This window comes from Cellulomonas sp. C5510 (genome assembly GCF_019797765.1).
GTDB lineage: Bacteria > Actinomycetota > Actinomycetes > Actinomycetales > Cellulomonadaceae > Cellulomonas.
Genome location: NZ_CP081862.1, coordinates 2,993,681 through 3,016,902 on the forward strand (window position 1 = coordinate 2,993,681; position 23,222 = coordinate 3,016,902).

Annotated in this window: 21 protein-coding genes, 4 pseudogenes and 1 other annotated feature; of the genes and pseudogenes, 14 read left to right on the top strand and 11 right to left on the bottom strand. The window is 69.1% G+C overall.

Annotation, left to right across the window (positions count from 1 at the left end):
* Nucleotides 1-114: 114 nt before the first annotated feature.
* Entirely contained in the window at nt 115-873 is a 759-nt protein-coding gene (locus K5O09_RS13750) for an SDR family oxidoreductase (RefSeq protein WP_222170058.1), read from the bottom strand.
* A 101-nt stretch (nt 874-974) separates the two neighbouring features.
* Between K5O09_RS13750 and K5O09_RS13755 the strand changes: the two genes are divergently transcribed.
* A complete protein-coding gene (locus K5O09_RS13755; RefSeq protein ID WP_222170059.1) occupies nt 975-1,823 on the top strand; it encodes a helix-turn-helix transcriptional regulator in 849 nt (282 codons plus the stop codon).
* Between the two features lie 224 nt (nt 1,824-2,047).
* Nucleotides 2,048-3,292: a site-specific integrase gene (locus K5O09_RS13760; RefSeq protein ID WP_202595119.1), complete on the top strand. Its 1,245-nt coding sequence runs from the start codon at nt 2,048-2,050 to the stop codon at nt 3,290-3,292.
* Between the two features lie 103 nt (nt 3,293-3,395).
* Here the strand turns inward: K5O09_RS13760 and K5O09_RS13765 are convergent, their stop codons facing one another.
* The 4 genes from K5O09_RS13765 to K5O09_RS13780 form a co-directional block, all read right to left on the bottom strand.
* Nucleotides 3,396-3,806 carry a PaaI family thioesterase gene (locus K5O09_RS13765; RefSeq protein WP_202595120.1) on the bottom strand — a complete coding sequence of 137 codons (411 nt, stop codon included), beginning with the start codon at nt 3,804-3,806 and terminating at the stop codon, nt 3,396-3,398.
* A gap of 366 nt (nt 3,807-4,172) precedes the next feature.
* Nucleotides 4,173-5,027, bottom strand: a complete 855-nt coding sequence (locus K5O09_RS13770; protein ID WP_081802176.1) for an SDR family NAD(P)-dependent oxidoreductase — start codon at nt 5,025-5,027, stop codon at nt 4,173-4,175.
* A 71-nt stretch (nt 5,028-5,098) separates the two neighbouring features.
* Complete coding sequence (locus K5O09_RS19575) at nt 5,099-5,362, bottom strand: luciferase family protein (protein ID WP_368731348.1); 264 nt, start codon at nt 5,360-5,362, stop codon at nt 5,099-5,101.
* A gap of 236 nt (nt 5,363-5,598) precedes the next feature.
* Nucleotides 5,599-6,018 (bottom strand): DoxX family protein, encoded by a 420-nt coding sequence (locus K5O09_RS13780; protein WP_222170060.1) that lies wholly within the window; start codon nt 6,016-6,018, stop codon nt 5,599-5,601.
* A gap of 87 nt (nt 6,019-6,105) precedes the next feature.
* Between K5O09_RS13780 and K5O09_RS19265 the strand changes: the two genes are divergently transcribed.
* Nucleotides 6,106-6,465 (top strand): helix-turn-helix domain-containing protein, encoded by a 360-nt coding sequence (locus K5O09_RS19265; protein WP_034221090.1) that lies wholly within the window; start codon nt 6,106-6,108, stop codon nt 6,463-6,465.
* A gap of 117 nt (nt 6,466-6,582) precedes the next feature.
* Here the strand turns inward: K5O09_RS19265 and K5O09_RS13790 are convergent, their stop codons facing one another.
* Nucleotides 6,583-7,596 carry an NAD(P)-dependent alcohol dehydrogenase gene (locus K5O09_RS13790; RefSeq protein ID WP_222170061.1) on the bottom strand — a complete coding sequence of 338 codons (1,014 nt, stop codon included), beginning with the start codon at nt 7,594-7,596 and terminating at the stop codon, nt 6,583-6,585.
* Nucleotides 7,597-7,869: 273 nt separating this feature from the next.
* A complete protein-coding gene (locus K5O09_RS13795) occupies nt 7,870-10,971 on the bottom strand; it encodes an efflux RND transporter permease subunit (RefSeq protein ID WP_222170062.1) in 3,102 nt (1,033 codons plus the stop codon).
* A gap of 65 nt (nt 10,972-11,036) precedes the next feature.
* On the opposite strand from K5O09_RS13795, the gene K5O09_RS13800 reads away from it, so the two are divergent.
* The 10 genes and pseudogenes from K5O09_RS13800 to K5O09_RS13845 all read left to right on the top strand — a co-directional run.
* The gene (locus K5O09_RS13800) at nt 11,037-11,585 is read left to right on the top strand and encodes a MarR family winged helix-turn-helix transcriptional regulator (protein WP_255595510.1); all 549 of its coding nucleotides are present in this window, start codon (nt 11,037-11,039) and stop codon (nt 11,583-11,585) included.
* Between the two features lie 200 nt (nt 11,586-11,785).
* Nucleotides 11,786-12,283, top strand: coding sequence for a glutathione peroxidase (locus K5O09_RS13805; RefSeq protein WP_222170063.1), 498 nt, complete (start codon nt 11,786-11,788; stop codon nt 12,281-12,283).
* Between the two features lie 956 nt (nt 12,284-13,239).
* Nucleotides 13,240-13,407, top strand: a complete 168-nt coding sequence (locus K5O09_RS13810) for a hypothetical protein (protein ID WP_222170064.1) — start codon at nt 13,240-13,242, stop codon at nt 13,405-13,407.
* Nucleotides 13,363-13,493: a sequence feature (AL1L pseudoknot), on the top strand. (Overlaps the previous gene by 45 nt.)
* An 80-nt stretch (nt 13,494-13,573) precedes the next feature.
* Nucleotides 13,574-14,326, top strand: a complete 753-nt coding sequence (locus K5O09_RS13815; RefSeq protein ID WP_222170065.1) for a DDE-type integrase/transposase/recombinase — start codon at nt 13,574-13,576, stop codon at nt 14,324-14,326.
* Nucleotides 14,271-15,284 (top strand): annotated as a pseudogene (locus K5O09_RS13820) (IS30 family transposase); the annotation flags it as partial. The gene K5O09_RS13815 and the pseudogene K5O09_RS13820, both read left to right, overlap by 56 nt.
* A 249-nt stretch (nt 15,285-15,533) precedes the next feature.
* Nucleotides 15,534-16,592 carry an IS110 family transposase gene (locus K5O09_RS13825; protein ID WP_222170066.1) on the top strand — a complete coding sequence of 353 codons (1,059 nt, stop codon included), beginning with the start codon at nt 15,534-15,536 and terminating at the stop codon, nt 16,590-16,592.
* Nucleotides 16,593-16,793 (top strand): annotated as a pseudogene (locus K5O09_RS13830) (transposase); the annotation flags it as partial. It lies immediately after the preceding gene.
* Between the two features lie 63 nt (nt 16,794-16,856).
* Entirely contained in the window at nt 16,857-17,087 is a 231-nt protein-coding gene (locus tag K5O09_RS13835; protein ID WP_222170067.1) for an integrase core domain-containing protein, read from the top strand.
* A gap of 40 nt (nt 17,088-17,127) precedes the next feature.
* A pseudogene (locus tag K5O09_RS13840) lies at nt 17,128-17,310 on the top strand (IS30 family transposase); the annotation flags it as partial.
* 5 nt (nt 17,311-17,315) lie between these two features.
* Nucleotides 17,316-17,612, top strand: a pseudogene (locus tag K5O09_RS13845) (integrase core domain-containing protein); the annotation flags it as partial.
* A gap of 154 nt (nt 17,613-17,766) precedes the next feature.
* Here the strand turns inward: K5O09_RS13845 and dsrO are convergent.
* The 3 genes from dsrO to K5O09_RS13860 form a co-directional block, all read right to left on the bottom strand.
* Entirely contained in the window at nt 17,767-18,513 is a 747-nt protein-coding gene (gene dsrO / locus K5O09_RS13850; protein WP_222170069.1) for a sulfate reduction electron transfer complex DsrMKJOP subunit DsrO, read from the bottom strand.
* Nucleotides 18,510-20,975 (bottom strand): molybdopterin-dependent oxidoreductase, encoded by a 2,466-nt coding sequence (locus K5O09_RS13855; RefSeq protein WP_222170070.1) that lies wholly within the window; start codon nt 20,973-20,975, stop codon nt 18,510-18,512. Before K5O09_RS13855 ends, dsrO begins: the two co-directional genes overlap by 4 nt.
* 84 nt (nt 20,976-21,059) lie before the next feature.
* Nucleotides 21,060-22,061 carry a DmsC/YnfH family molybdoenzyme membrane anchor subunit gene (locus K5O09_RS13860; protein ID WP_222170071.1) on the bottom strand — a complete coding sequence of 334 codons (1,002 nt, stop codon included), beginning with the start codon at nt 22,059-22,061 and terminating at the stop codon, nt 21,060-21,062.
* A 232-nt stretch (nt 22,062-22,293) separates the two neighbouring features.
* On the opposite strand from K5O09_RS13860, the gene K5O09_RS13865 reads away from it, so the two are divergent.
* Nucleotides 22,294-22,575, top strand: a complete 282-nt coding sequence (locus K5O09_RS13865) for a DUF6457 domain-containing protein (RefSeq protein ID WP_222170072.1) — start codon at nt 22,294-22,296, stop codon at nt 22,573-22,575.
* Nucleotides 22,576-22,586: 11 nt separating this feature from the next.
* On the opposite strand, the gene K5O09_RS13870 is transcribed toward K5O09_RS13865, so the two are convergent.
* Nucleotides 22,587-23,201, bottom strand: a complete 615-nt coding sequence (locus K5O09_RS13870) for a molybdenum cofactor guanylyltransferase (protein WP_255596377.1) — start codon at nt 23,199-23,201, stop codon at nt 22,587-22,589.
* Between the last annotated feature and the right edge of the window lie 21 nt (nt 23,202-23,222).

Sequence of the window (23,222 nt, forward strand, 5' to 3'; positions counted from 1 at the left end):
GGCGCTCCTCGGGGTCGGGGGCTCGACCGTACGCGACCCCACCGACACCGAACGTGCGGCCGCGGGGTGGGGCGGCGCCGGGGTCCGCCGCCGGGACGACCCGGCGGCGGCTCGTCAGCGCGCGTGCCGGTCCAGGCTGTTGAGCGTCGCCACCACCTGCGCGTAGTCGCCGCGGGCCTCGCCGTAGCGGAGGAGCTTCACGTTCTCGACCTGGATCTCCGTCGCGTCGGGCTGCGTCTGGATCAGCTCCACCACCTCGGCGACGAAGTCCTCGAGCGGCATCGCGAGCTCGTTGTCCCGCTGCCCGGGCACGAGGTCCGTCCGCACGGCCGGCGGCTCCAGCTCCAGCACCTGCACGGACGTGCCGGCGAGCTGCAGCCGGATCGACTCGCTGAGCATGTGGATCGCGGCCTTGGTGGCGTTGTAGGTCGGCGTCACCCGCAGCGGGGCGAACGCGAGCCCGGACGACACGGTCATGATCGTGGCGGCGGGCCGGGACTGCAGGTGCTCGGTGAACGCGGCGATCAGGCGGATCGGCCCGAGCAGGTTGGTGACGACCGTCTGCTCCGCGTCGGCGAGGAACCCGGGGGTCGTCCAGTCCTCGGTGCGCATGATGCCCGCCATGGTGACGAGCACGTTCAGGTCGGGGTGCTCGCGGACCACCTGGGCGGCGGCGGCGCGGATGCTGACCGGGTCCGTGGTGTCCACGACGACGGTGCCGAGCCCGTGCTCGGCGGCGATCTGCGCGAGCAGCTCCGTGCGCCGTCCGCCGACCACGACGGTGTTGCCCTTCTCCTGCAGGCGCAGGGCGAGAGCCAGGCCGATGCCGCTCGTGGCACCGGGGATGACGATCGTGTTGCCGGAGATGTCCATGCCCACCACTGTCCGGGGGACCGGGGGACCGCTCCAGAGAGCGCTCGTCGGGGGATCGCCGGTCCCTGGCTGGACCGCGGGGCCACGCCCATACTGCACGGGTGGATCGCGACCTCCTCGCCGGCTTCCTCGTGAGCCGCCGCAGCATCCTCCAGCCCGCGGACGTGGGCCTCGTCGCCGGTGTCCGGCGCCGCACGGCGGGGCTGCGGCGGGAGGAGGTCGCGCAGCTCGCCGCCATGTCGACCGACTACTACACCCGGCTCGAGCAGCGCCGGGGACCGCAGCCGAGCACGCAGATGCTCGCCTCGCTGGCGCGCGCCCTGCGGCTGACGCCCGACGAGCGGGACTACCTGTTCCGGGTGGCCGGCCACAGCGCGCCGGAGCGCCACCCCGCCCCCGACTACATCGCCCCGGGGCTGCTGCGTGTGCTGGACCGCCTCACGGACACGCCGGCGCTCATCATCACCGCGCTCGCCGAGACCCTCGTGCAGAACGAGCCCGCCCGGGCGCTGTTCGGGGACACCAGCTCGCTGACCGGCCTCGAGCGCAGCGACATCTACCGGTGGTTCGCCCACCCCGGGACCGGACGCCGCCGTTACCCGCTGGGCGACCACGACCGGCAGGGCCGCGCGCAGGTCGCGTCGCTCCGTGCGGCCCTGGGTGCCGCCGGCCCGGACTCCCGCGCGGCAGAGATCGTCCGGGAGCTGACCCGGCGCAGCCCCGAGTTCGTCGCCCTGTGGGCCGAGCAGGAGGTGAGCCGCCGGTTCGCCGACCACAAGGTGCTCGTCCACCCCGAGATCGGCGACATCGAGGTGGACTGCCAGGCACTGTTCACCGAGGACGCGTCCCAGGTGCTGCTGGTGCTCACCGCCCCGCCCCGCACGGAGGCGGCGAGCAAGCTCGCGCTGCTGGCGGTGCTGGGGTCGGAGCGCGTCTCGGCGCGCGGGTAGCGGCCGCGCGGCGGACGAGTACCGGCGCGCCGGAGGCCCGAAGGCCCGGAGACCCGAAGGTCCGAAGGCCCGCACGACGAAGGCCCGGACCGTCAGGTCCGGGCCTTCGTCTTCTTGTAGCGGGGGCAGGATTTGAACCTGCGACCTCTGGGTTATGAGTGCAGGCCCTCTTGCCAGGGGACGACGCCTGAGTAGGCTCAATGCATGCATCTACCCACATCAGCATGGGTTTCGCGTACGCCGGCGTTCGCCGCTGTTCGCCAGTGCCCGGCGGCGTCTGCCCACATTGGGCCCACATGTCGGCCGGGGTGGTCGAGATGGCGTGGGTGACCGTGCGGCGGGCCGAGGACGGCAAGAAGCGGTACCAGGGCCGCTACCGCGACGCCTCAGGAGCCAAGCGCACCGTCGGGACTTTCAGCACCGACAAGGCCGCCATGCAGGCCGCTGTCCGCGCCGAGATCGCGCTCGCCGAGGGGACGTGGATCGACCCACGGGCCGGACGCATCACCTTCAAGGAGTATGCCCAGAACGTGTGGCTGCCCTCGCGCCACCTGGAGGTCACCACCTACGCCGCGTACGCCTCGAACCTGCGCATCCACTTCGTCCCCTTCTTCGGGGACTACCCAATGGCGCGGATCATGCCTGCCCTGGTCCAGGAGTGGGTCAACCAGGCGGCCAAACCCACGACGATCGCCGACAAGCGACGCAAGGGCCTGTCCGCGCGGTCCATCGTCAAGTACCACGTGATGCTGCACTCGATCTTCGCCCGAGCCGTGGCCGACCGGATCATCCCCTTCAACCCCTGCGCGGCGACCGACCTTCCGAAGGTGATCACCACCAGGACCCGCACCCTCACCCCGGATGAGTACACCCGGCTGCTGGCGCAGATCCCGCCGCGCTTCACGGTCATGGTCATGACGGCCATCGAGACCGGCCTGCGATGGGGCGAGCTCGTCGCGCTACGACCCCGGCACGTGGACACCGAGGCCCGCACGGTGACCGTGCAGGACACCATCGTGGAGGTGTCCACCAAGGACTCCCCAACCGGGCGCCGTATGATCGTCAAGCCCTACCCCAAGGACGACGAGCCGCGCACCGTCGCGGTCTCCCAGGATCTGATCGACGCCCTCCTCGCGCGGATCGATGACCTCGGCCTGGGACCGGCCGACCTGCTCTTCCCTTCCCGTGAGACCGAAGGAGGCCAACCCCTCTCGCGGGGCACGTTCAACACCCGCTACTGGCGGCCGGCCGTTCAACGCTCCGGCATCGACTTTCCCGTTCGCATGCACGACCTACGTCACGCACACGCATCCTGGCTGCTGGCCGGAGGAGCGGACCTTCTCTCCGTGATGGAGCGAATGGGCCACGCGCAGATCCAGACCACCCAGAAGTACCTGCACACCCTCGGCGACGCCGATCAGCGCGCACTCGCCGCCTTTCACGCCACCCGCTCCCGCGCCTCGAGGTGACCCACCCCGGGCTTCAAGCGAAGCGGTTCCGCGGGCCTCGGGCGCGTGGCGGGTTCAGGGTCCGGCTGGAGCTCGCGCGCACAGATCGCTGTCGAGACACGCACTACCCGCGTTGCTGGCCCACCGCGCTCTCCCGGCCGGTGTCACGGTGGTCATCCGTGACGGGTGGTGTCGGGCCACCGCCGGAGACGCCTCCGTGCCGGGCGAAGTGTTCGACGTCGACCGTGATGAACACCGCGCTCGACGTGGCCACGGTGCGTTCATCCAGGTCGCTCACGGTGGCGACGACGAAGACCTTGCGGTCCTCCCGGCTCGTCACCGTCGCCTCGATCCGGTAGGTGACTCCGACGAGCACCGGTGACAGGTAGTCCACTGTGAGCTGGCGGGTGACGGCCGGCGTTCCGACCAGGTAGGGCAGGAACCCGAACAGGTCGTCAAGGACGGTGGCGACGGCGCCGCCGTGCACGACTCCGGGAGCTCCGACGTGGCGCTCGTCGAAGACATGGTCAGCCATCACCCCGTCCCCACGGCGGTGGACCTGGAGGTGATGGCCGTGGGGGTTGTCCGGGCCGCAGCCAAGGCACCGTTCATGGTGCGGTGGCAGGAGCGCGCCCTCTGAGTGGGGCCCGGCCCTCTCGGTCCAGTGCGCGAGCATCGTTGCCATGTCAGGCATCAACTTCGTTGACCTTTCGCCATGCCGCGACCAGCGCCGCGGTCCGTGTTTGCCGGAGGGATCAGGTGGTGGCGGCCAGCAGCACGACCGCGAGGCCCCGGCCGCGGGCGGGCCAGATCGGCGGCACCGAAGGGTCGGCGGCGTCGGTCACCGCCAGTCACGCAGAGGGCAGGGAGCGTCGTCGAGAGCTCGCCTACATCCTCACTGTCAGGCGGTGGGGGCGTTGGTCAGCTTCTTCATCACCTCGCCGAAGATCTGTTCGATCTCGGGGTCGGGGCGGCCGACGCCGCCACCTGCGACCCAGCCGCCGTCGACGACCAGGTTCGCGCCTGTGACGTAGTCGGCCTCGTCCGAGCAGAGGTACACAGCTGCCATGGCGATGTCCTCCGGTCGCCCCACGCGCGGGTTGAGCAGTGCGCGTTCGACAGGTGCGCGCCCGCCGGCCTCCAGCAGCGGTCGTGTCGCGGGGGTGTCGATGAACCCTGGGGAGACGGTGTTGACGCGGATGTTCCACGGTGACAGCTCGACGGCGAGATTGGTCGTCAGGCGCAGGACGGCGCCTTTGGCGACGTTGTGGACGAGGTTGCCCGCGACGTTGCCGGGCATGGCCGAGCCGACCATCGCGGCGACCGAGCCGGTGTTGAGGATAGTGCCGCGGCCCTTGCGTTTGAAGACCGGCAGGGCCTTCTGGATGGCCAGGAACAAGATAGTGACCTCGTTGGTCATGTCGAAGTCCCAGTCCGCGCGGGTCAAGGACTCGATGGTGCCGCCGCGGACACCCGAGGCGTTGTTGTACAGGATGTCGAAGTCGCCGTACTGCTCGACGGCGAAGTCGATCCAGCGCTGCACCGCGGCTTCGTCGCCCAGGTTCAGCGGCTGCATCGAGACCATCTCACCGCCCTGCGCCCGGACGAGCTCGACGGTCTGTTCGGCTAGTTCCGCCTTGAGATCGCACCCGACGATCTTGGCGCCTTCAGCGGCGAAGGCGAGGGCGGCGGCCCGTCCCTGACCGTCCGCCGTACCGGTGATGAGGGCAACCTTGCCCTCGAGTCTTCCTGCCATGAGGCACTCCTCCTTGAGTGATCTTCGGATCGGGCGCGGACCCGAGAGTGGACCGCGGCCTCTTTTGCCGCTCAGGTTTTCGCTCTGAGCGAACGCGTCGAACCAGTTGCGTAGGCGTAGGACGCCCGGACGAGGCCGGCGGCGATGTCCGCCTCGTGCGCGTCCCGTGGCGCGTAGACCATGACCGCACCCGGCGAGATGAGCCCGAGGCGGGCGATGGGGTGCTGCTCGGCCCAGCCGGCGTCGATGGCGGCTTCGGCGGCCGCCGACGGCAGTACCAGGTGAAGGGAGTGGTCAGGGGCCGGGTGGAGGTGGGCGAACTCGGTGTCGATCATGAACGCGTCGGGTGGCCCTCGGTGTGGGCCCCGAGGCAGCGTGAGCGCTTGTGCACCCGGGACAGAGATCGTCGAGGCCGCCCAGACCACATCCGGCAGGTCGGCGAGCTGCCCGATGAGGCGCTGCCGTGGTCGGTCGTCGCTCGGCTGCTGGTCGAGCTGGGTGTGCGGGTTGGTCGGGGTCGTCGAGGGTCGCGGGCCCGGGCGCTCGGGCATGGCCACGGGAACCGCGCCGCTCATGACAGGCTGAACAGCGGGCCGACCAGGACCAGGCCCAGATCGTCACCGAGGTAGGCGAAGACGGCGAACATCACCAGTGCCGCTCCGGCCAGGGCCAGGTCCTTGAGGAACTGGGTCTGCTCCATAGCCTTGGCGCCGGGGTCGGTCTCGGCCCAGAAGCCGTGCATGATGAAGGCTGTGGGCACCAGGAAGGTCACCAGCAGGAGGGCGCCGACGTCGGGCCAGATCCCCAGGGCCACCATCGGTGCGCCGGCCAGGAGCTGCAGCCCGGTCAGCGGGACCATCAGGTTGGCGGCAGGCACTCCCTTGCCGGTGGCGTAACCGGCCATCATCTGCCGCTGTGTGAGGTGGCCAAAGCCTGAGCCGAGGAAGAGCAAGGCGAAGACCACCCTGCCGATGAGCACCAGGACCTCCACGTCACCCTCCCAGGTCGCCGCTTACCAGATGTAAGTGATTGAGGTATAGCAGTACCCTGGGCGCGGGTCAATCACCCTTGAGCGGACGTGGAGGGCGAGGTGGCGGACGAGGCGGTCGGTCCCGCGGGCGACGACTGCGGTCGCTACTGCCCGTCGTTCCACCAGACCGTCGAGCTGCTCGGTCGACGGTGGAACGGTGTCATTCTTCACGCCCTGATGGCCCACGCGGAGCGCTTCAGTGAGATCCGCGCCGTCATCCCCGGGCTCTCGGACCGCCTGCTGGCCGAGAGGCTACGGGAGCTGGAACGCGAAGGACTCCTCTCGCGCACGTGCCCGATCGGCGCAGGCGCACCGCGCTACGTGCTGACGGCGAAGGGGCGGGCCCTCGGACCGGTCATCGACGCGATAGCTTCCTGGGCAGCAGAATGGAGCCGGGCGGCTGACTAGCCCGGACCGGGTCATGTCTGCTGTCTTCGGCCAGGCGGTGATGGCGGCGGGCGCCGCGTCAGCGCATGGTGCCGCTCGCCGTGGCAGACGCGCCTAGCGGGACGTGGACGAGTGTGCTCAAGGGATCAGGACGGCACGGCCCTGGACCTGCCCGGCGGCGAGGCGCGCGAACACGTCGTTGATCTCGCCCAGCGGATACCGCTCGATCGTGGAGACCAGGCGCCCGGTCCGGGCCATGGCGAGGACCTCCTCCAGCTCGTTGCGGCTGCCCCAGCTGCTGCTGGTCAGCGTCGCCTGGACGGGCAGGGAGAAGAACGAGAACGGGAAGGAACCTCCCGCCAGGCCCACCAGGACGAACAGGCCCTGCGGGCCCAGCGACGAGGCCCCCAGCCTCATCGTCGCGTCGGCCCCGACGAAGTCCAGCGCGACCGCCGCGCCTTCGCCGTGGCTGGCGGCCTTGATCTGCTCCATGGCGTCGGCGTCTGCCGGGTCGACCACCTGGTCGGCACCGAGTTCCAGGGCGAGGCGCCGCTTGTCCGCCGAGCTGTCGACGACAACCACCGTCGCCGGGGAGAGGAGCTTGAGGAACTGCAGCCCGTACTGGCCGAGCCCACCGGCGCCCACCAGCACCGCCGTGGTGCCGGGCACCAGACGCGGGAGGGCCTTCTTCACCGCCGAGTACGGGGTGAGTGCCGCGTCGGTCAGCGGGGCGGCGAGGGTCGGGTCCAGGTCGCCAGCGGCCAGCAGGTGCCGGGTGCTCGGCACGACCATGTACTCCGCGTAACCACCGTCGGGGCCGATACCGCCCCACCGCATGGTGTCGCACAGCTGCTCTTGGCCGCCCAGGCACACACGGCAGCGACCGCAGCCCCACCCACCGAACACCACGACGGGTTCACCGATCTCAAAGCCCTCGGCGCCCTGACCCATGGCGTCGACCCACCCGGCGTTCTCGTGGCCCAGGAGAGCGGGAAGGTGGACGGGGATCTCCCCCGTCCGGACGTGCAGGTCGGAGTGGCAGGCGCCCGAGCCGCCGACGCGGACCCGAACCTCACCGGGACCGGGCTCCGGCGTGGGAACCTCCTCCACCACGAAGTCACCGCCGAACTCGTGCAACCGCGCTGCCTTCATCGCCAACCCCTTCGTTGAGGTCGTGCTGCCGGGAGCCTGACGCACTATCCCCGGACGGTCCGTTGATCCTGGCACGGCCAAGGCGGCGGTGTGAAGGTCCGCGAAGTCGTTCGGGACCAGTAACTGAGGCGGGGTGACGCTCGAACCCTAAGGTCGCCGAGGCGCGCTCGGCCTGGTTGGCCAAGTTACGCCGGTGCATGAACCCCGCTGCATTGGTCGACCGGAACCAGTGTGAATCATGGGTTGCCAGACACGGCCGTGAGGTGTCGGGTGTCATGCCGGGAGGGTGGCGGACCTCCGGCGGCCTCGGCGCTCACGCAGGGCAGTACTGGCGCGTTCGGTCAGGTTGTACAGCACCGGGACGAGCACCAGCGTCAGGAGGGTGGAGGTGGTCAGCCCGCCGATGACCACCAGGGCCAGCGGCTGGGAGATGAAGACGCTACCGCCCGTCAGTCCCAGCGCCATGGGGGTCAGGGCTCCGATGGTCGCCGCCGCAGTCATCAGGATCGGCCGCAGCCGGTACCGGGACCCCTCGATCACGGCGTCGAGCACGCTCAGGCCCTGCTCGCGCTTCTGGTTGACCAGGTCGATGAGCACGATCGCGTTGGTCACCACGATGCCGACCAGCATGAGGAGCCCGATCATCGCCGGCACGCCCAAGGGTGTGCCGGTGAGTAGCAGCAGGGCCAGTGCGCCGGTGGCGGCGAACGGCACCGACACCAATAGGATGAGCGGCTGCAGCAGGGATCGGAACGTGGCGACCATCACCAGGTAGACGATGGCGATGGAGGCCAGCAGTGCCAGGTACAGGTCGGCGAACGCTGACTGCTGCTCGGCGCTGACGCCTGCGATCTCGGCTTCTGCGCCGTCGGGCAGGTCGAGGGCGTCGAGCTGTTCCTGCAGCCGGGTGGTGATACCGCCGAGGTTCTGATCGGTCGCGGTGGCGGTCACCGTGGCCGTGCGCTGCCCGTCCTGTCGGGTCAGGCTGGTGGGCTGCTGGACCTCGCTGACCTCGGCGACCTGCCCCAGGGGAACGATCCCGGTGGCGGTGGGGACAGGGGTGTCGCGCAGGGCCTGGACGTCGCCGGGGGCCTGGCCCAGGAGCACCACGACGTCGGTGGTGCGCCCGGCGATGTCCGCCTGGCCGATCGGCGCACCACGGAGCAGGCCGGCCACCGCCTGCCCGATAGCGCTCTCGCTGGTGCCGGCCTGGGTCGCTGCCACCCGGTCGACCTGGATCTGGACCGCTGGAGCGTCTGAGGCCAGGTTGTTCACGACGTCGGTCGTGCCCTGAACGTCCGCCATGACCTCGGCGACCAGATCTGCGGCCTCGCGCAGCGTCTGGTCGTCGTCGGCGCGGACCACGACCTCCACCGGCGGCAGGCCGAACCCGGCCTGGCCGGTGGTCACGGTCAGCTCCCCGGCGTCCTCCACGTCCGCGATCGCGGCACGAAGGTCCTGCTCGACGCGGGCCTGATCGGCGTCCAGGTCGGTGGTGATCGCGAAGGTGGCCGTGTTCGACCCGCCGCCACCACCCAGGAAGGCGGTCTCCAGTCCGCTGCCACCTGAGCCGACGGTCACCTGGTAGGTCTCGACGCCCTCCAGCTCGGCGATGACCTGCTCGACCCGCCGTGCGGCGGCATCGGTCACCTCCAGACTGGTCCCGGCAGGCAGCTGCTGGTCGACGCTGAGCGTGTTCTGCCCGGCGTCGCCGATGAAGTTGGTCTCCAGGCGCGTGGAAGCCGCAACCGTCCCACCGAGCACGGCCGCTGCGATCACCAAGGTGATCACCGGGTGGCCGAGCGCTCCGCGCAGCACCGGCAAGTAGCTGCGCTGGAGAAGTCCGTGGCGTTCGCGCTCCTCGACGCGGTCCCGGTCCACCTGGTTCCCTGCCGGGGCGCGCAGGAACCAGTAGGCCAGCACCGGGATGATGGTCAAGGAAACGACCAGCGAGGCCAGCAGGGCCACGGCCACGGTAAAGGCGAAGGGCCGGAACAGCTCACCGACCTGACCGCCGACGATCCCGATCGGCACGAACACCGCTGCGGTGGTGATGGTGGACGACGTCACGGCCCCGGCGACCTCACGCACCGCTGTCAAGATCGCCTGCGCCTTGGGCTCGCCGTAGCCGAGGTGGCGCTTGATGTTCTCGATCACCACGATCGAGTCGTCCACGACCCGCCCGACCGCGACCGTCAGCGCCCCCAGGGTCAGGATGTTCAACGAGTACCCACCGACCAACAGCCCGGTCATCGCGATGAGCAACGACAGCGGGATTGAGATCGCGGTGACCAGCGTCGAGCGCAACGACAGCAGGAACAGCATGATCACGATCACGGCGAAGATGAGCCCGAGCAGGCCCTCGGTGCTCAGGTCCTCGATCGACTTCTCGATGAACGGGGCCTGGTCAAAGACCACGTCGACCGCGGCCCCCTCACCCAGCGCCGCCTCGATCCCCGGGATCAGCTCCCGCACGTCATGGGAGACGCTGACGGTGTTGCCGTCAGGGGTCTTGGTGATCGCCAGGGCGACGCTCACCTGGCCGTTGGTCCGGGCATACGAGGTGGCGGGGACGTGCGCCTGCTCGACCGTGGCCACATCGCCCAGCAGGACCGGTGCTCCGGAGGGGTCAGCGGCGGGCAACGCGATCGCCGCGATGCCCTGCACCGAGGACAGCCGCTCACCCACCACGACGTTCAGGCTGCGCTGCCCGTCGGTGACCGTCCCGGCCGGGATCACCACACCGTTGGCCTGCAGGGCAGAAGTGAGAGCATCCAGGCCGATCCCCGCGGTCGCCAGGGCCATCGGGTCGGGCACGACCTCCACCCGCACCTCACGCCCCCCGGACAGTGTGACCTCACGAACCCCCTCCACCCCGCGCAACCGCGGAACGACTTCTTCCTCCACCCGGGTCACGAGCTCCTGCTCGTCCAGCTGCGGGGCGGCCACCGCCAGCTGCACCACCGGAAGCTGGTCGATGCTGCCGGTGATCACAGACGGTGTCACCCCCGCCGGCAGGCCGGTGCCCGCCCGAGTCACGGCCTGCTCCAGGTCCTGCTGGGCCGCCTGCATGTCGGTGCCGTAGGCCAGCTCCACCGTCACCACCGACAGGCTGTTGCTGCTCATGGATTCGGTCCCCTCCAACCCCTCCACACCACTGACGGCCGCCTCGACCACCTCGGTGACCTGCCGCTCGACGACGTCGGGCGCCGCGCCCGGGAGAGGGGTCACCACCACGGCGAGCGGAATCTCCAACGAGGGGATGAGCTCCTGCTTCAGCGACGTGGTCGACAGGACGCCCACGACGATGAGGATCAGTGTGGCCAGTGCCACCACGGCGCGGTTGGCAAGGCTCAGGCGGGCAAGACGAGTCATGGAGATCTCCCGTATAGTCGGCGCAAGTCGAATAGTACGGGTCGACCGAAGGATCGGGGTACACGGTGGAACGCGACGCAGTGATGGCGGCAATCGCCGAGGACGAGGCCGCGTTGATCCGCCTCTTCTCGCGGGCCCAATTCACCGCTCTGCTGCAGACCACCTTGACGATGCAGCAACTCAAGGTCCTGCTGCTGCTGCACGTCGACGGCTCCCTGATGAGCCACGAACTGGCCGACGCACTGAAGATCAGCCCAGCCTCCGTCACCGGCCTGGTCGACAGGCTGGAAGACCGAGGCCTGGTCCACCGCGTAGCCGACCCGACCGACCGACGCGCCCGTCACGTACACCCCACGGCTGAAGGCTCTCAACTGGTGGACACGTTGATGGCCGAAGGCGCCGGACATCGAGTCGCGCTCCTGTCGCGCCTGGACGACGAGAGCGTGCGGGCCATAGCCACGGCGTTCGCGGCGCTGCGGCGAGCCGCAGAACAGGTCTACGGTGACGACGCCAGCAGAGCGCCAGGTGGGCAATCGGGGCGGGTGACGTCGTCGGCTGATGCAGACCGAGCAGTGCACCCGGCCAGAGCCGCCGTCCGCACTGGCAGCAGGTGACCGAAGACCCGTGTACTCGTGTGAGTCCGCCACGCCCGCGCCCGCGCCTGCGGTGAGCGGGCTTGGCGCCGCTCGAGCCTTAGAGACGTGCTCGCACTGAGCGACCCACCCGTCCGCGGACAGATCACTGACGGCTGTCGCGCCACCGGCCCGCGCCGCCGGGGCGGGAATGCCCGTTCTTCCCACTGAGTTGAGCAGTAATGGGGATCGACGACGTCCAGGTCACGACGATCGACGGCGAAGTCACGACCCTGGCCAGGTACGCCGGGCAGGTCAGGCTGATCGTTAACGTCGCCTCGCGGTGCGGGCTGGCCCCCCAGTACGACAAGCTCGAGGCCCTCCAGCGCACCTATGGGCAGCGAGGTTTCACCGTGCTCGGGTTCCCGAGCAACCAGTTCCTGCAGGAACTGGGCAGTGAGGACGCCATCAAGGAGTACTGCTCGACGACCTGGGGCGTGACCTTTCCGATGTTCGAGCGGGTCAACGTCAACGGCAGGTCACGGCACCCTCTCTACACCGAGCTGACCCGCACCCCCGACGCCAGCGGGAAGGCGGGGCGCATCACCTGGAACTTCGAGAAGTTCCTCCTCACCCCCGACGGCCATGTGCATCGATTCCGGCCGAAGGTCGAGCCCGACGCGCCCGAGATCATAGAGCTGATCGAGGCGCACCTCCCCCAGCCTGGCCGTGAGGCCTGACCTGGTCCGTCTGTTCAGTGGGCGAGAGCGTATGAGCTCCGCTGGTCGTCGTTGATCGCCAGTGCGGCGAACACGATCGTCGGGTGCACTCCGTCGGCGGGCGGGGTCGGCGGGCGGGTCCGCGAGGAGATTCGACCGGGCACCGCAGGTCGGTCGCGGCATCCGCAGCGACTGCTCGACCGGGCACAGGTCGCGGTGGCCGGCGAGCACCACGCCGCCGATCGGGACGGCGGCGGCACGGCCGGACGCTTCCGTTGCGCGGCCCGTCGTGGCAGGGTTGCTGACAAGCCCCCGGGAGTTGGCCCGGTGGCGCGATGCGAGCCGATGAGCGTTGCGAGACCCCGGGAAGAGGGGTGCCGTGGTGTTGCACCTTCGCGCCAGGCTGTACCTCTACACCCTGGCGACATGGCTGCTGGGAGCGGCCCGCCTCCTGGCGTGGTGCCTGATGACCGGAAGCCTCGCGATGGGCACCTACTGGTACGCACGTCCAGCGGTCCTGACCACGTGGCTGGCGGCCGGGCCCCCCGCCTGGCCCGGACCCGATCACCGGCCCATCATGGTCACGCTGGAGGCGGCCCGTGGGGTGGCGGCAATGGAGTGGTGGATGTATCTCGGGTCTCCCCCGTTGGCGGATCGCCCCGGGCGACAACGCGCGGGACAGCCGGACGCAAGCGACTGACCTTGCCCGGCGCGCTGGCGGGCCGGGCAAGCTGGGGCGCGTGCCCCTGGACGCGGCGACGTGCGGGCTGAATCGCCCCGGGTTCAGTGGAGGGCTGCAAGCCACGGAGGATGTGGGTCATGGCAGCACCGAGGAAGTACCCGCAGGAGTTGCGGGACCGGGCGATGAGGCTCGTGGTGGAGGCCAGGCGTGAGGACCCGGAGCTGTCGCTGAACGCGGCGGTGGTCCGGATCGGCCAGCGGGTCGGGGTGAACGCGGACACGTGCGCGGCTGGTGCATGCAGGCAGAGATCGATGCCGGGCAGCGGCCGGGGACCACGACGTCGGACGCAGTGCGGATTAAGGCGCTGGAGGCCGAGGTCCGTGAGCTCAAGCGCGCGAACGAGATCTTGTTGGCGGCCAGCTCGTTCTTCGCGCGGGAGCTCGACCCGCGACTGCCCTGGTAGTGGCGTTCATCGACGATCACCGAGACCGGTTCGGGGTCGAGCCGATCTGTCGCGTGCTCACCGAGCATGGCGTCAAGATCGCCCCGTCCGGCTACTACGCGTTCAAGCATCGCTCGCCCTCGGCCAGGGCGGTGCGCGACGCGGAGCTCAAGGCAGCCATCAGCGGGTGTTCTTCGACCGCAAGAAGGGCCGCGGGTTGGCCGGGGCGCACAAGGTGTGGCACCTGCTGCGCCGCGAGGGGATCACGGTGGCCCGATGCACCGTGGAGCGGCTGATGCGCGAGCTGGGCCAGCAAGGCGTGCGCCGCGGCAAACGGTTCGTGACCACCCGCCCCGAGCCGGGTGCGGCGCGGCCGGGCGACCACGTGCAACGACTGTTCGCCGCTGACCGTCCCGACCAGCTGTGGGTGGTCGACTTCACCTACGTTCCGACCTGGTCGGGCATGGCGTTCACGGCGTTCGTCACCGACGTGTTCTCCCGGCGGATCGTGGGCTGGCGGACCGCCGACCGGATGCCCACCGAGCTGCCCCTGGACGCGTTGGAGATGGCGTTGTGGGTCCGCGACCGGGCCGGCCGCGACGTCGAGGGCGTCATCCACCACAGCGACGCCGGGTCTCAGGGCGGATTCAATCGGTCGTCGCAACACCTCGAGTTGGTGGAGGTGTTCGATGGTTCGTCGGCAGCAGGCAGCGGATCGGGCGGTGCGCCCGAAGCTGCGGTCCCCGGGGCACCCGAGGTTCCAGCGCGTGGTCGAGGCCGCGTTCTGGACCGAGATCGCCAAGGGGCTGTTGCCCACCGAGGCCGCGGCCGTGATCGGTGTGTCGCAGCCCGTGGGTCAGCGGTGGTTCCACAACGGTGGCGGCATGCCACCGTTCGACCTCAAGTCGCGCCCCTCGGGCCGCTACCTGTCCTTTGCTGAGCGCGAGGAGATCGCCCTGCTCAGGGCCCAGGCCAAGGGCGTTCGCCAGATCGCCCGAGCGGTCGGCCGCGACCCGGGGACGATCTCTCGTGAGCTGCGCCGCAACGCGGCGACCCGCGGCGGCACGCTCGACTACCGGGCGTCGGTCGCGCAGTGGAAGGCCGACCTCGCTGCCTGTCGGCCCAAGACCCCGAAGCTGGTCGCCGATCCGCGGCTGCATGCCTACGTCCAGGAGCGCCTGTCGGGGCAGGTTCGCCGGCCCGACGGCACGACGGTCAGCGGACCGCACCCGCCGCGGTTCACTGGCAACAACAAGCCGCACCGCAAGGACCGGGCCTGGGTGCAGGCATGGAGTCCGGAACAGATCGCGAACCGGATCCGGGTGGATTTCCCCCAGGATGAGTCCATGCGGATCAGCCACGAGGCGATCTACCAGGCGCTCTACATCCAGGGCCGGGGCGCGCTCAAGCGCGAGCTGGTCTGGTGCCTGCGCACCGGGCGCGCGCTGCGCGCGCCGCGGGAGCGGTCACGGCGCAAGACCTGGGCGCACGTCACCCCCGAGACCCTGATCAGCGAACGCCCCGCCGAGGTCGAAGACCGCGCCGTCCCCGGGCACTGGGAAGGCGACCTGCTGATCGGCCTGGAACGCTCGGCGATCGGCACCGTCGTCGAGCGCAGCACGAGGTTCACGATGCTGGTGCACCTGCCCCGCGAGGAGGGCTACCGCCACAAGGAGACACCGAAGAACGGTCCCGCACTGGCCGGCTATGGCGCGGTCACGATGAGCAAGGCCCTGGCCGCGACGATGGCGACACTGCCGGCGCAGCTGACCAGGTCGTTGACTTGGGACCGCGGCAAGGAGATGTCCGCGCATGCCCAGTTCAAGGTCGCCACCGGCATCCCAGTGTTCTTCGCCGACCCGCAGTCCCCGTGGCAGCGCGGCACGAACGAGAACACCTGTTGGTGCAGGCTGAGAACGCGGGACTCCCTCGACGGGAGGAGTCCAGCAGGACCGTCGGGTGACTCTGAGAACACGTGCCGGAAGGCTCGCCGTTGACATGTCCACGACGGTCCACAGGGCGAGGGCCCTGGCCGGGAGTGACTTGATAGAAGCCTGCTGAGCCGTCAACTCGCAATAGGTCTGTCCCCCGGCCACGGCCCTCGCGTCTGCCCCGTCATCGGCGACCACAGACAGGAGGACATCTCGATGGTGACAGTAGGCATCGACCCGCACAAGCACGTTCACGTCGTAGTAGCTCTCGATGCTGCAGGCAGACGATTGACCAGGCCGTTGACCGTGAAGAATGACGCGGCCCTGACCGGTGTGCTGCTCGGGTGGATTCGCACCATCGCCGACGAGGCCCCCGTCACCTGGGCGATCGAGGACGGCCGTGGCTTCGCCCGCCGCCTGGCAGACGGCCTGCTGCTGGCTGGCCACGAGGTGGTCTGGGTCCCGACCCGTCTCATGGCCGCCCACCGCAAGCTGCACGCCGCCACCGGCTCGAAGTCGGACCCCATCGACGCCGCCGCGGTTGCCCATGCCGCGATCGCCACCCCCGATCTTGAGCGCCACCGCATTGACGAGCGTGTTCGGGAACTGCGCGTCCTGGTCGACCTGCGCACCGACCTCGTCCGACGGCGCACCATGGTGATCAACCAGACCAAGGCATACACCCACCTGTGGCTCGATCACACCCCTGGCGACCTCACCCGCCGGCGCGGCATGACCTCACTGACGGCGCTGGTGGATAGCACGGACACCAGCGCCCACGTCCGCCGGGTGCTCCTCGAGATGCTCACGGAGGTAGATGACCTGAACCGGCGTGTCTTCGGGCTTGAGGCCACGATCAGGGAGCTCGTCACCCCACTGGCACCAGCATTGCTGGAAATCACGGGGATCAGCCACGTCTCCGCGGCCGTTCTGCTCGCCGAGATCGGCGACATCACTCGGTTCAGCCGCTCCGCAAAGCTCGCCCGCTACACCGGAACTGCACCGATCCCGATCTACTCCTCCGATAAGGAGCGCTACCGCCTGCACCGAGGCGGCAACCGACGACTCAACAGCGTGATCTACACGACGTCCATCGTCCAGCAGCGATGCCACCCCGGCGCACGAGCACTCCTGGCCCGCCACGAGTCGACCAAGGGAGCACGCGGCGCTCGACGCATCCTCAAGCGCCACCTCATCGACGTCATCTACCGCGCCATGTCTCAAGACCGAGCCTCCTGGCAGCATGACATCGCCCAGCACCAGCTCGCCTCTTGACATAGAAGCGTCAACGGGCTGCTGCGCCAGTACTTCCCCAAGCGCACCGACCTGTCACGGTGGAGCGCCGAAGACCTCCAGGCCGTCGCCCACGCCCTCAACACCCGGCCACGCAAGACCCTCGGCTGGAGGACCCCCGCCGAAGCCCTCGACGAACACCTACTGTTGGTTCAACAAGGCGGTGTTGCATCGACCGGTTGAATCCGGTCAGTACACCTCCTGGGTCTTCGGGCACCGGCTGCGCGCCGCGGGCTGCTGGGATCCATGGGCCGGGTCGCCTCGAGCGTCGACAACACCATGATCGAGTCGTTCTGGTCCACGATGCAGCGCGAGCTCCAAGACACCAAGACCTGGTCCACGAGGACCGAGCTCGCGTCGGCGATCTCCGAGTGGATCGAGGCTTGGTACAACCCGCGCCGACGCCACACCTCCCTCGGCGACCTGGCCCCGGCCGAGTTCGAAGCCCTTCACACCGCCGCTACCGCGGCGGCATGATCACCCAATCCGAACTGTCCGGGACACCGGGTCAGGCTCCCTGCTGCGCCAGTACTTCCCAAAGGGCACCGACCTGTCCCGGTGGCCCGCCGAGGACCTCCTCGCCGTCCAGAACGCGATCAACAGCCGACCCCGCAAAGTCCTCGGCTGGAGAACGCCCGCCGAGGTCCTCGACGAGCAGCGACGGTCGCTCCAGGCAGCACGTGTTGCATCGACCGGTTGAACCCAGTCAATTCCGAGCGCGGACCTTCCGGGCGGTCCTTGACCGCCGCTGGGCTGCAAGGCTCGATGGGTCGCGTCGCCTCCGCCGGGGACAACGCCGCCGTGGAGTCCTGGAATGCGTTGCTGCAGAAGAACGTCCTGAACCGCCAGCGCTGGCGCACCCGTGAGGAGCTGCACCAAGCGATCGTGTTCTGGACCGAGCGCACCTACAACCGCCGCCGACGCCAGCGCGCCCTCGGCAAGCTCACTCCCGTCGAGTTCGACCTAGCCTTCACCGCCCAGACCGCAGCCGTTGCGGCATGATCACCACTCACCCGGTGTCAACCGGACCTGCAGCAGCCCCTCGAGGCCGCGTTCTACGCTCGCCACGGGAGCGACCAGAACCATGGTCGCGATGTCTTAGCCCGAGCCTCCTCAGACCAAGGGCGATCTATAGATCACCTGAGGATGCTTCACATCAGCGCGGCGCCAGCATCTCCGTGATCTCGCGCTGCTGGTAGGCCGCAGGCTCGCTGGCGATGAAGTCCATACCCGTCTGTCGCGGAGACCGATGCTGGACCGGGATGTAGTACACGCTCGGGTCGGTCCCCATCTCCGGCTGCAGCTGCACCGCACCCGTCTCCTGGATGAGACGCGACACCTCGGAGTCCGGGTCGTTCAGGTCGCCGACGAACCGAGCACGCGCCGGGCAGCTCTCGATGCAAATCGGCAGAGCTCCGGCGTCGATCCGGTCGACGCAGAAGTCGCACTTCTCCACGGTTCCCCTGACGCCGGACGTCACCGCGATGGAGCCCAGGGCATGCGACGTCGCTCGCTCCGGCTCACGGAGGTTGAAGACCCGGACGCCGTACGGGCATGCCTGGATGCACGACCGACAGCCAATGCAGTCCTCGGAGTGGATGCCGACGATGCCGTCCTCCCGCTTGTAGGTCGCCCCGGTGGGGCAGACGGGCAGGCACGCAGGCTCGGCGCAGTGCTGGCAGGCCAGAGGGAGGAACGAGATCGACGGGTGCTCCACGTCGCCGCCCACGACATCGATCTCGTCACCGCCGACCGTCAGGACCCTGTTCCACCAAAGCCCCTCGGGCAAGTTGTTCTTGATCTTGCACGAGACCGCACAGCCTTGGCAGCCGATGCATCGATTGAGATCGATGACCATGCCCCACCGGCGCGGTCGAGTCGTGCTGCTGGACTTCCTGGTCATGATGCCTTCCCGTTGATGATCGCAGGGCCCGCCTTGCGCTCTTCGGCGGGAATGGGAGGAACCGATGCAGGATCGACCTTGGCGACCTCGACGAGCACGTCGAAGAACGAGCAGCTGTAGTGCTTGGTGTTCGCCTGCTCGTGCGTGAGCTCCTGATAGCCGCCAGCAAGGAACTGGTGCCGCTGCCAGCCCTTGTTGATATTGCACGTGTCGTCGGGGAAGGCGTTGTTCGTCCGCACGTGAAGGTATGCCTGCCCCCGGTCGTTGAAGACGCGCGCAACGTCTCCGTCCCTCAGGCCACGCTTGGCCATCTCGCGTTCGTTCAGCTCGACAAGCGGCTCGGGGTCCATCTCCCTCAGCACCGGGACCTCGTAGAAGGTGCTGTGGACGCGGAACCGGGAGTGGCGCTGGTTGAGGATCAGTGGGAACTTGGCGAACTTGGGGTTGCCGTGCCAGGCCTCGAAGGGCGGCTCGAAGTGCGGTAGCGGGGAGACGCCCTCGGAGATCGGCAGCCGCAGGGCCGGCGACATCTCGGGGAAGTTCACCACGACGCCCTCCGCATAGAACTCGGCCTTGCCTGACGGTGTCCAGAATCCGCCCTCGCTCAGCGGGATGTAGCCCGAGTCGAATAGCCTGGCAACGCCGTCGCGGCGGAAGTCAGTACTGACCTCCGGCCGCTGGAGCACCTCGGCCACCTTCTCGACGATCTGGTCGATCCACTGCTCCGGGGTCTGGGTGAAGTACTCGCCCTTGCCCAGGCGGCTCGCGATCCCACCGAAGATCTCGTAGTCCGACCTGGCCTGCCCGACGTTGGCAATTGCCTTCTGCTGGCGCATCAGGAAGGGGTGCATGCCCCCGACGAGGTCGTCGTTCTCGAACCAGCTGGTCACCGGGAGCACGTAGTCGGCCATCCGGGCCGTGTCGTTCATCACCATGTCCAGGTGGACGACGAGCTCGAGGTTCTCCTCCGCGAGCATCTCTTTGCGGATACGGTTCTGGTTCGGGAAGTTGCTGACGAAGTTCGACGAGTTGAAGATGATGGCCTTGACCGGCCACTCGACGGGTTCAGGGGTCGAGGATCGCGGTCCTGCGAAGCCGTTCGAGGGGTCGTTCGGCACCCATTGCTGGATCACGCCCTTGGCCACAGCGTCGTACAGGAGCAGGTAGTTCAGCTTGGCAGTGGGCTCGCCCGTCGGCTTCGTCCACTCGTCAAGCACACCCGGGGTGAACATGATGCTCATCGCCGTGCCGCCCATGAGGGATCCGAGCGGGGTTGCGCCGGGCTTGCCGATCTGGCCGCAGATGACACCGAGCGTGGCGATCCCGCGGCCGACCAGGTCGGCGTTGTCCCAACGATCGATGCCCATGCCCGAGTAGACGAACGACGGACCCGCGGTGGCGTACCGGCGGGCGATCTCCCGGACGAGCAGGGGATTCACGCCCGTGATCGACTCGGTGTCTTCCGGGGTGTGGCGCGCAGCCTCGTCGGTCAGGATCTGGAAGGCGGGACGGACCACCACGGGACCGGTCGCCGTGGCGACGGTGTAGACACCCGTGATGGCGCTGGTCCCGGTGTTGGGGTCGGCCGGCACCGGCAGCCCGGTCTGCGGGTCCATCGCCAGGACGACCGCCTCCCCGGTTGGGTCGAGGTCCGTGGCCCGCAGGAAGAGGCCGGTGTCCTCCCGGACCAGGTAGGTGGCCACCGTGTGGGCGCGCAGGTAGGCCTCGTCGGTGAGACCCTCCTCGATCACGGTATGCACCATCGCCATCGCCAACGCCGAGTCGGTACCCGGTCGCAGCCTGACCCAGATGTGTGCCTTCGCAGCCGCCTCGCTGTACCGGGGGTCGATGACGATCAGTTTGGCGCCGTCGTCCAGCGCGTCGGCGAAGAAGTGCCAGTTATGGATCTGCGATTCGGTGACGTTAGTACCCCAGGCGATGATCGTCCGGGCGTTTGCGATGTCCTCCGGCTGATGGGCGAGCATCCACGCCGCCATGCCGGTAGCGACGTTAGCGACCACCTGAGTCTCGCCCGTAGCGAGCCCAAGGTCGATGGAGTCGACAGCCAAAGTGGCCCCCACCACGTTGGCGAAGCGATGCCCGGACCCGGCGATCGCACCGTTGATGATGGAGTAGTTGCCGGACAACGGCGCGACGCAGACCGCCTTGTTCCCGTGATGCTGCTGGATGTCGGCCAGTTTGGCACCGATCTCATCCAGCGCCTGGTTCCAGGAGATCTCCTCCCAACGGTTCTCGCCCCGCTTGCCGGCGCGCTTCAGCGGCGTCGTCACCCGGTTCGGGTCGTAGACGCGTTGCGGGTGGCTCAGGCCGCGCAGGCAGATGCGGTTGTACCGCGGGTCCGGGAAGGGCGCCGCCGTCGTCTCGACGAGCTTGCCGTCGCGGACATGGGCGTAGATCCGGCAGTTCATCCAGCAGTTGGGGGTGCATGCCTGGCTGAACACCTGCTCTCCCTCATTCGGCAGGAGCGGCAAGAGGGCCGACTGAGTCATGTTCGTTCTCCTCGTGTGGTGAGGTCGTCGACGGCCTCAGCCGAGCGGGCTGACCTTGATCCCGGAGCACAGCTGTGCGTACCGGAACTGAAGACTTCCCACGACGCACAGCACCCCGCCGATCGCGAGCAGCGGGCCCGCAGAGTCGGACGAGGCCAGCGCGACGAGGGTGAGGACCATGGGGATGGCGAAGCCGAGCACGACGCTCACCCAGAAGTGCACCGCCATTTTCCCCCGCACCAACCGTTCGACGCCGGCCCGTGCCGCCGGGCCGTGCTCGTGGGAACGGTCAATGAGGTACATGTGGGTGATGCCGAGAGTAGCGACGAGGGTGACGAGGAACCCGATCGCCAAGGGCGACCGATAGTCCCCCAGGCGGTCCCCCGCGACGAGCACCAACAACGTGAGGCCGATCGACGACGAGAGCGCGTGCGCGATGAACTGCGCCGGGACGAGCGCCGAGTGCCAAAGCCGGATGGACAGCGACTCGTACAGGACCATCCCGGGATAGGCGATGATCAGCGCCGCAGCGAGAAAGGCGATCGCGATCATCACCTGCGCGAGGAGCTCGGCCTCCAGGAAGGGTGCATCGGTCCAGGGCAACGAGGGGACCCAGCCGGGCAGCACGTACACCGCGCCGACGATGAGGAACACGAAGTCGGCGATCGCACCACGCGCGATCCACGAGCGGTCAGGCCTCTTGAGGGCTTTGAGCACACGCTCGGGCCGACCGAGGTCCAGGATCAGGATGAGGCCACCGATCCCGACGAGGACCAACCCCAGTACGTCGAGGAGTGGGAGGCCGAGAACCGTTCCCGCGTCCCGCACCGAAAACACGTGCCGCACCATGAACGTCCCCGCGCCAAGGCCCATGGCCCAGAACCACAGGGCATGCGGGAAGCGCCAGTAAGGCTGCGCCACGAGATGCAGCGAAAAACGGTCGACCGTCGACTCGGACGACAGTACGGCCCCGTAGGGTGACGCCGACCGTGTTCTGGCGGTGGGGATGCTCGACTCGGTCAAGTCATTCGCGCCCATGTTCGACCTCCTGGGTCTGGGTCGTGCGTGCGCCCTTGCGAACGAACTTTCTCCTGCTAGCGACGCTTGTCGGTAGGACGGAGGTCCTGGCGCGCCCCACGCACCTGAGTGAAGCCACGGTTCGCTGGGCCGACCACGGGCGCGCAAGGTGCCTGTCCCGTGGCGGGCGTGCAAGGCTGGCGCCGAACGCTGCGCATCGACGCGGCCGGAAGGACGAGAAGAAGGACAGACCATGGACCCGATGGCAGAGATGGACCGGTGGCTCGGCGTGCTCGGGTCGGAGCTCGGCCTGCCCGACGAGGTGCTGGCACAGGTCAAGGAGCCCCTGCTGGGTCTGGTGCGCGACGTCGCGCACGGCGTGGCGCGCCCCGCGGGCGCGATGAGCGGGTTCCTCGTAGGGCTGGCCGCCGGGCTGGCCACCCCCGACGGCGACGCCGCCAAGGCCGCGCAGGAGGTGCTGGCACAGATCGAGCGCGTCGATGCACTCGTGGCCCGGTGGGTCCCGCCCTCCTGACCCGTACCGGGTCAGGAGGGCGGAGCGCCAGCGGGACGGTCCATGCGACGGGCCGCGCTCGCCCGGGCCCGCGCCAGATCGGCGGGGTCGTCGACATCGAGACATTCATCGGCGTCGAGGTCGAGAAAGGCGCGGGAGATACCCGCGAGCGTGGACCGGACGGAGTCCCCGCTGCGCACCTGCGGCAGAACGCGGGCCATCTCGTCCGCACGGTATGCGGCGAGCAGAGGCTGGGGGTGACCGTCGGCGTCCCGCCCGAGCACCGCCCCCACCGCCGGGTCGGCGCGTAGCGCGGCCACGAGCCGCGGCACGGCGGCCGCGGCGAAGGGCTGATCGCCGGCCAGGACGACCACGACAGCGGTCGCTCGCGGCAGGGCGGCGACACCGGCGGCCAGTCCCGCCGCCGGTCCCCCACCTGGCGGGTCCTCACGCGTCCACACCACGTGCGCAGCCTCACGAGGCAGTCGTGGTGGTGGTGGGCCGACGACGACCGTCGGCACCTGCGGCAGCCCGGCCAGCAGCCCCACGAGGATCGACCGGCCTCCCACGTCCAGTGCGGTCTTGTCGCGGCCCCCCAGCCGTGCGGAGGTCCCCCCCGCGAGGACCACGAGGCCGACACCCTCCATGCTCACGCGGCCCAGTCTGCC

Excerpts from the sequence above, each read along its gene's own strand:
- K5O09_RS13770 (WP_081802176.1), bottom strand. The coding sequence starts at position 5,027 with ATGGCAGGAAGACTCGAGGGCAAGGTTGCCCTCATCACCGGTACGGCG.
- K5O09_RS13750 (WP_222170058.1), bottom strand. The coding sequence starts at position 873 with ATGGACATCTCCGGCAACACGATCGTCATCCCCGGTGCCACGAGCGGC.
- K5O09_RS13870 (WP_255596377.1), bottom strand. The coding sequence starts at position 23,201 with ATGGAGGGTGTCGGCCTCGTGGTCCTCGCGGGGGGGACCTCCGCACGG.
- K5O09_RS13825 (WP_222170066.1), top strand. The coding sequence starts at position 15,534 with ATGGTGACAGTAGGCATCGACCCGCACAAGCACGTTCACGTCGTAGTA.
- K5O09_RS13865 (WP_222170072.1), top strand. The coding sequence starts at position 22,294 with ATGGACCCGATGGCAGAGATGGACCGGTGGCTCGGCGTGCTCGGGTCG.
- K5O09_RS19575 (WP_368731348.1), bottom strand. The coding sequence starts at position 5,362 with ATGATCGACACCGAGTTCGCCCACCTCCACCCGGCCCCTGACCACTCC.
- dsrO (WP_222170069.1), bottom strand. The coding sequence starts at position 18,513 with ATGACCAGGAAGTCCAGCAGCACGACTCGACCGCGCCGGTGGGGCATG.
- K5O09_RS13805 (WP_222170063.1), top strand. The coding sequence starts at position 11,786 with ATGGGGATCGACGACGTCCAGGTCACGACGATCGACGGCGAAGTCACG.
- K5O09_RS13760 (WP_202595119.1), top strand. The coding sequence starts at position 2,048 with ATGGGTTTCGCGTACGCCGGCGTTCGCCGCTGTTCGCCAGTGCCCGGC.
- K5O09_RS13795 (WP_222170062.1), bottom strand. The coding sequence starts at position 10,971 with ATGACTCGTCTTGCCCGCCTGAGCCTTGCCAACCGCGCCGTGGTGGCA.
- K5O09_RS13835 (WP_222170067.1), top strand. The coding sequence starts at position 16,857 with ATGGGCCGGGTCGCCTCGAGCGTCGACAACACCATGATCGAGTCGTTC.
- K5O09_RS13860 (WP_222170071.1), bottom strand. The coding sequence starts at position 22,061 with ATGGGCGCGAATGACTTGACCGAGTCGAGCATCCCCACCGCCAGAACA.
- K5O09_RS13810 (WP_222170064.1), top strand. The coding sequence starts at position 13,240 with ATGCAGGCAGAGATCGATGCCGGGCAGCGGCCGGGGACCACGACGTCG.
- K5O09_RS13765 (WP_202595120.1), bottom strand. The coding sequence starts at position 3,806 with ATGGCTGACCATGTCTTCGACGAGCGCCACGTCGGAGCTCCCGGAGTC.
- K5O09_RS13790 (WP_222170061.1), bottom strand. The coding sequence starts at position 7,596 with ATGAAGGCAGCGCGGTTGCACGAGTTCGGCGGTGACTTCGTGGTGGAG.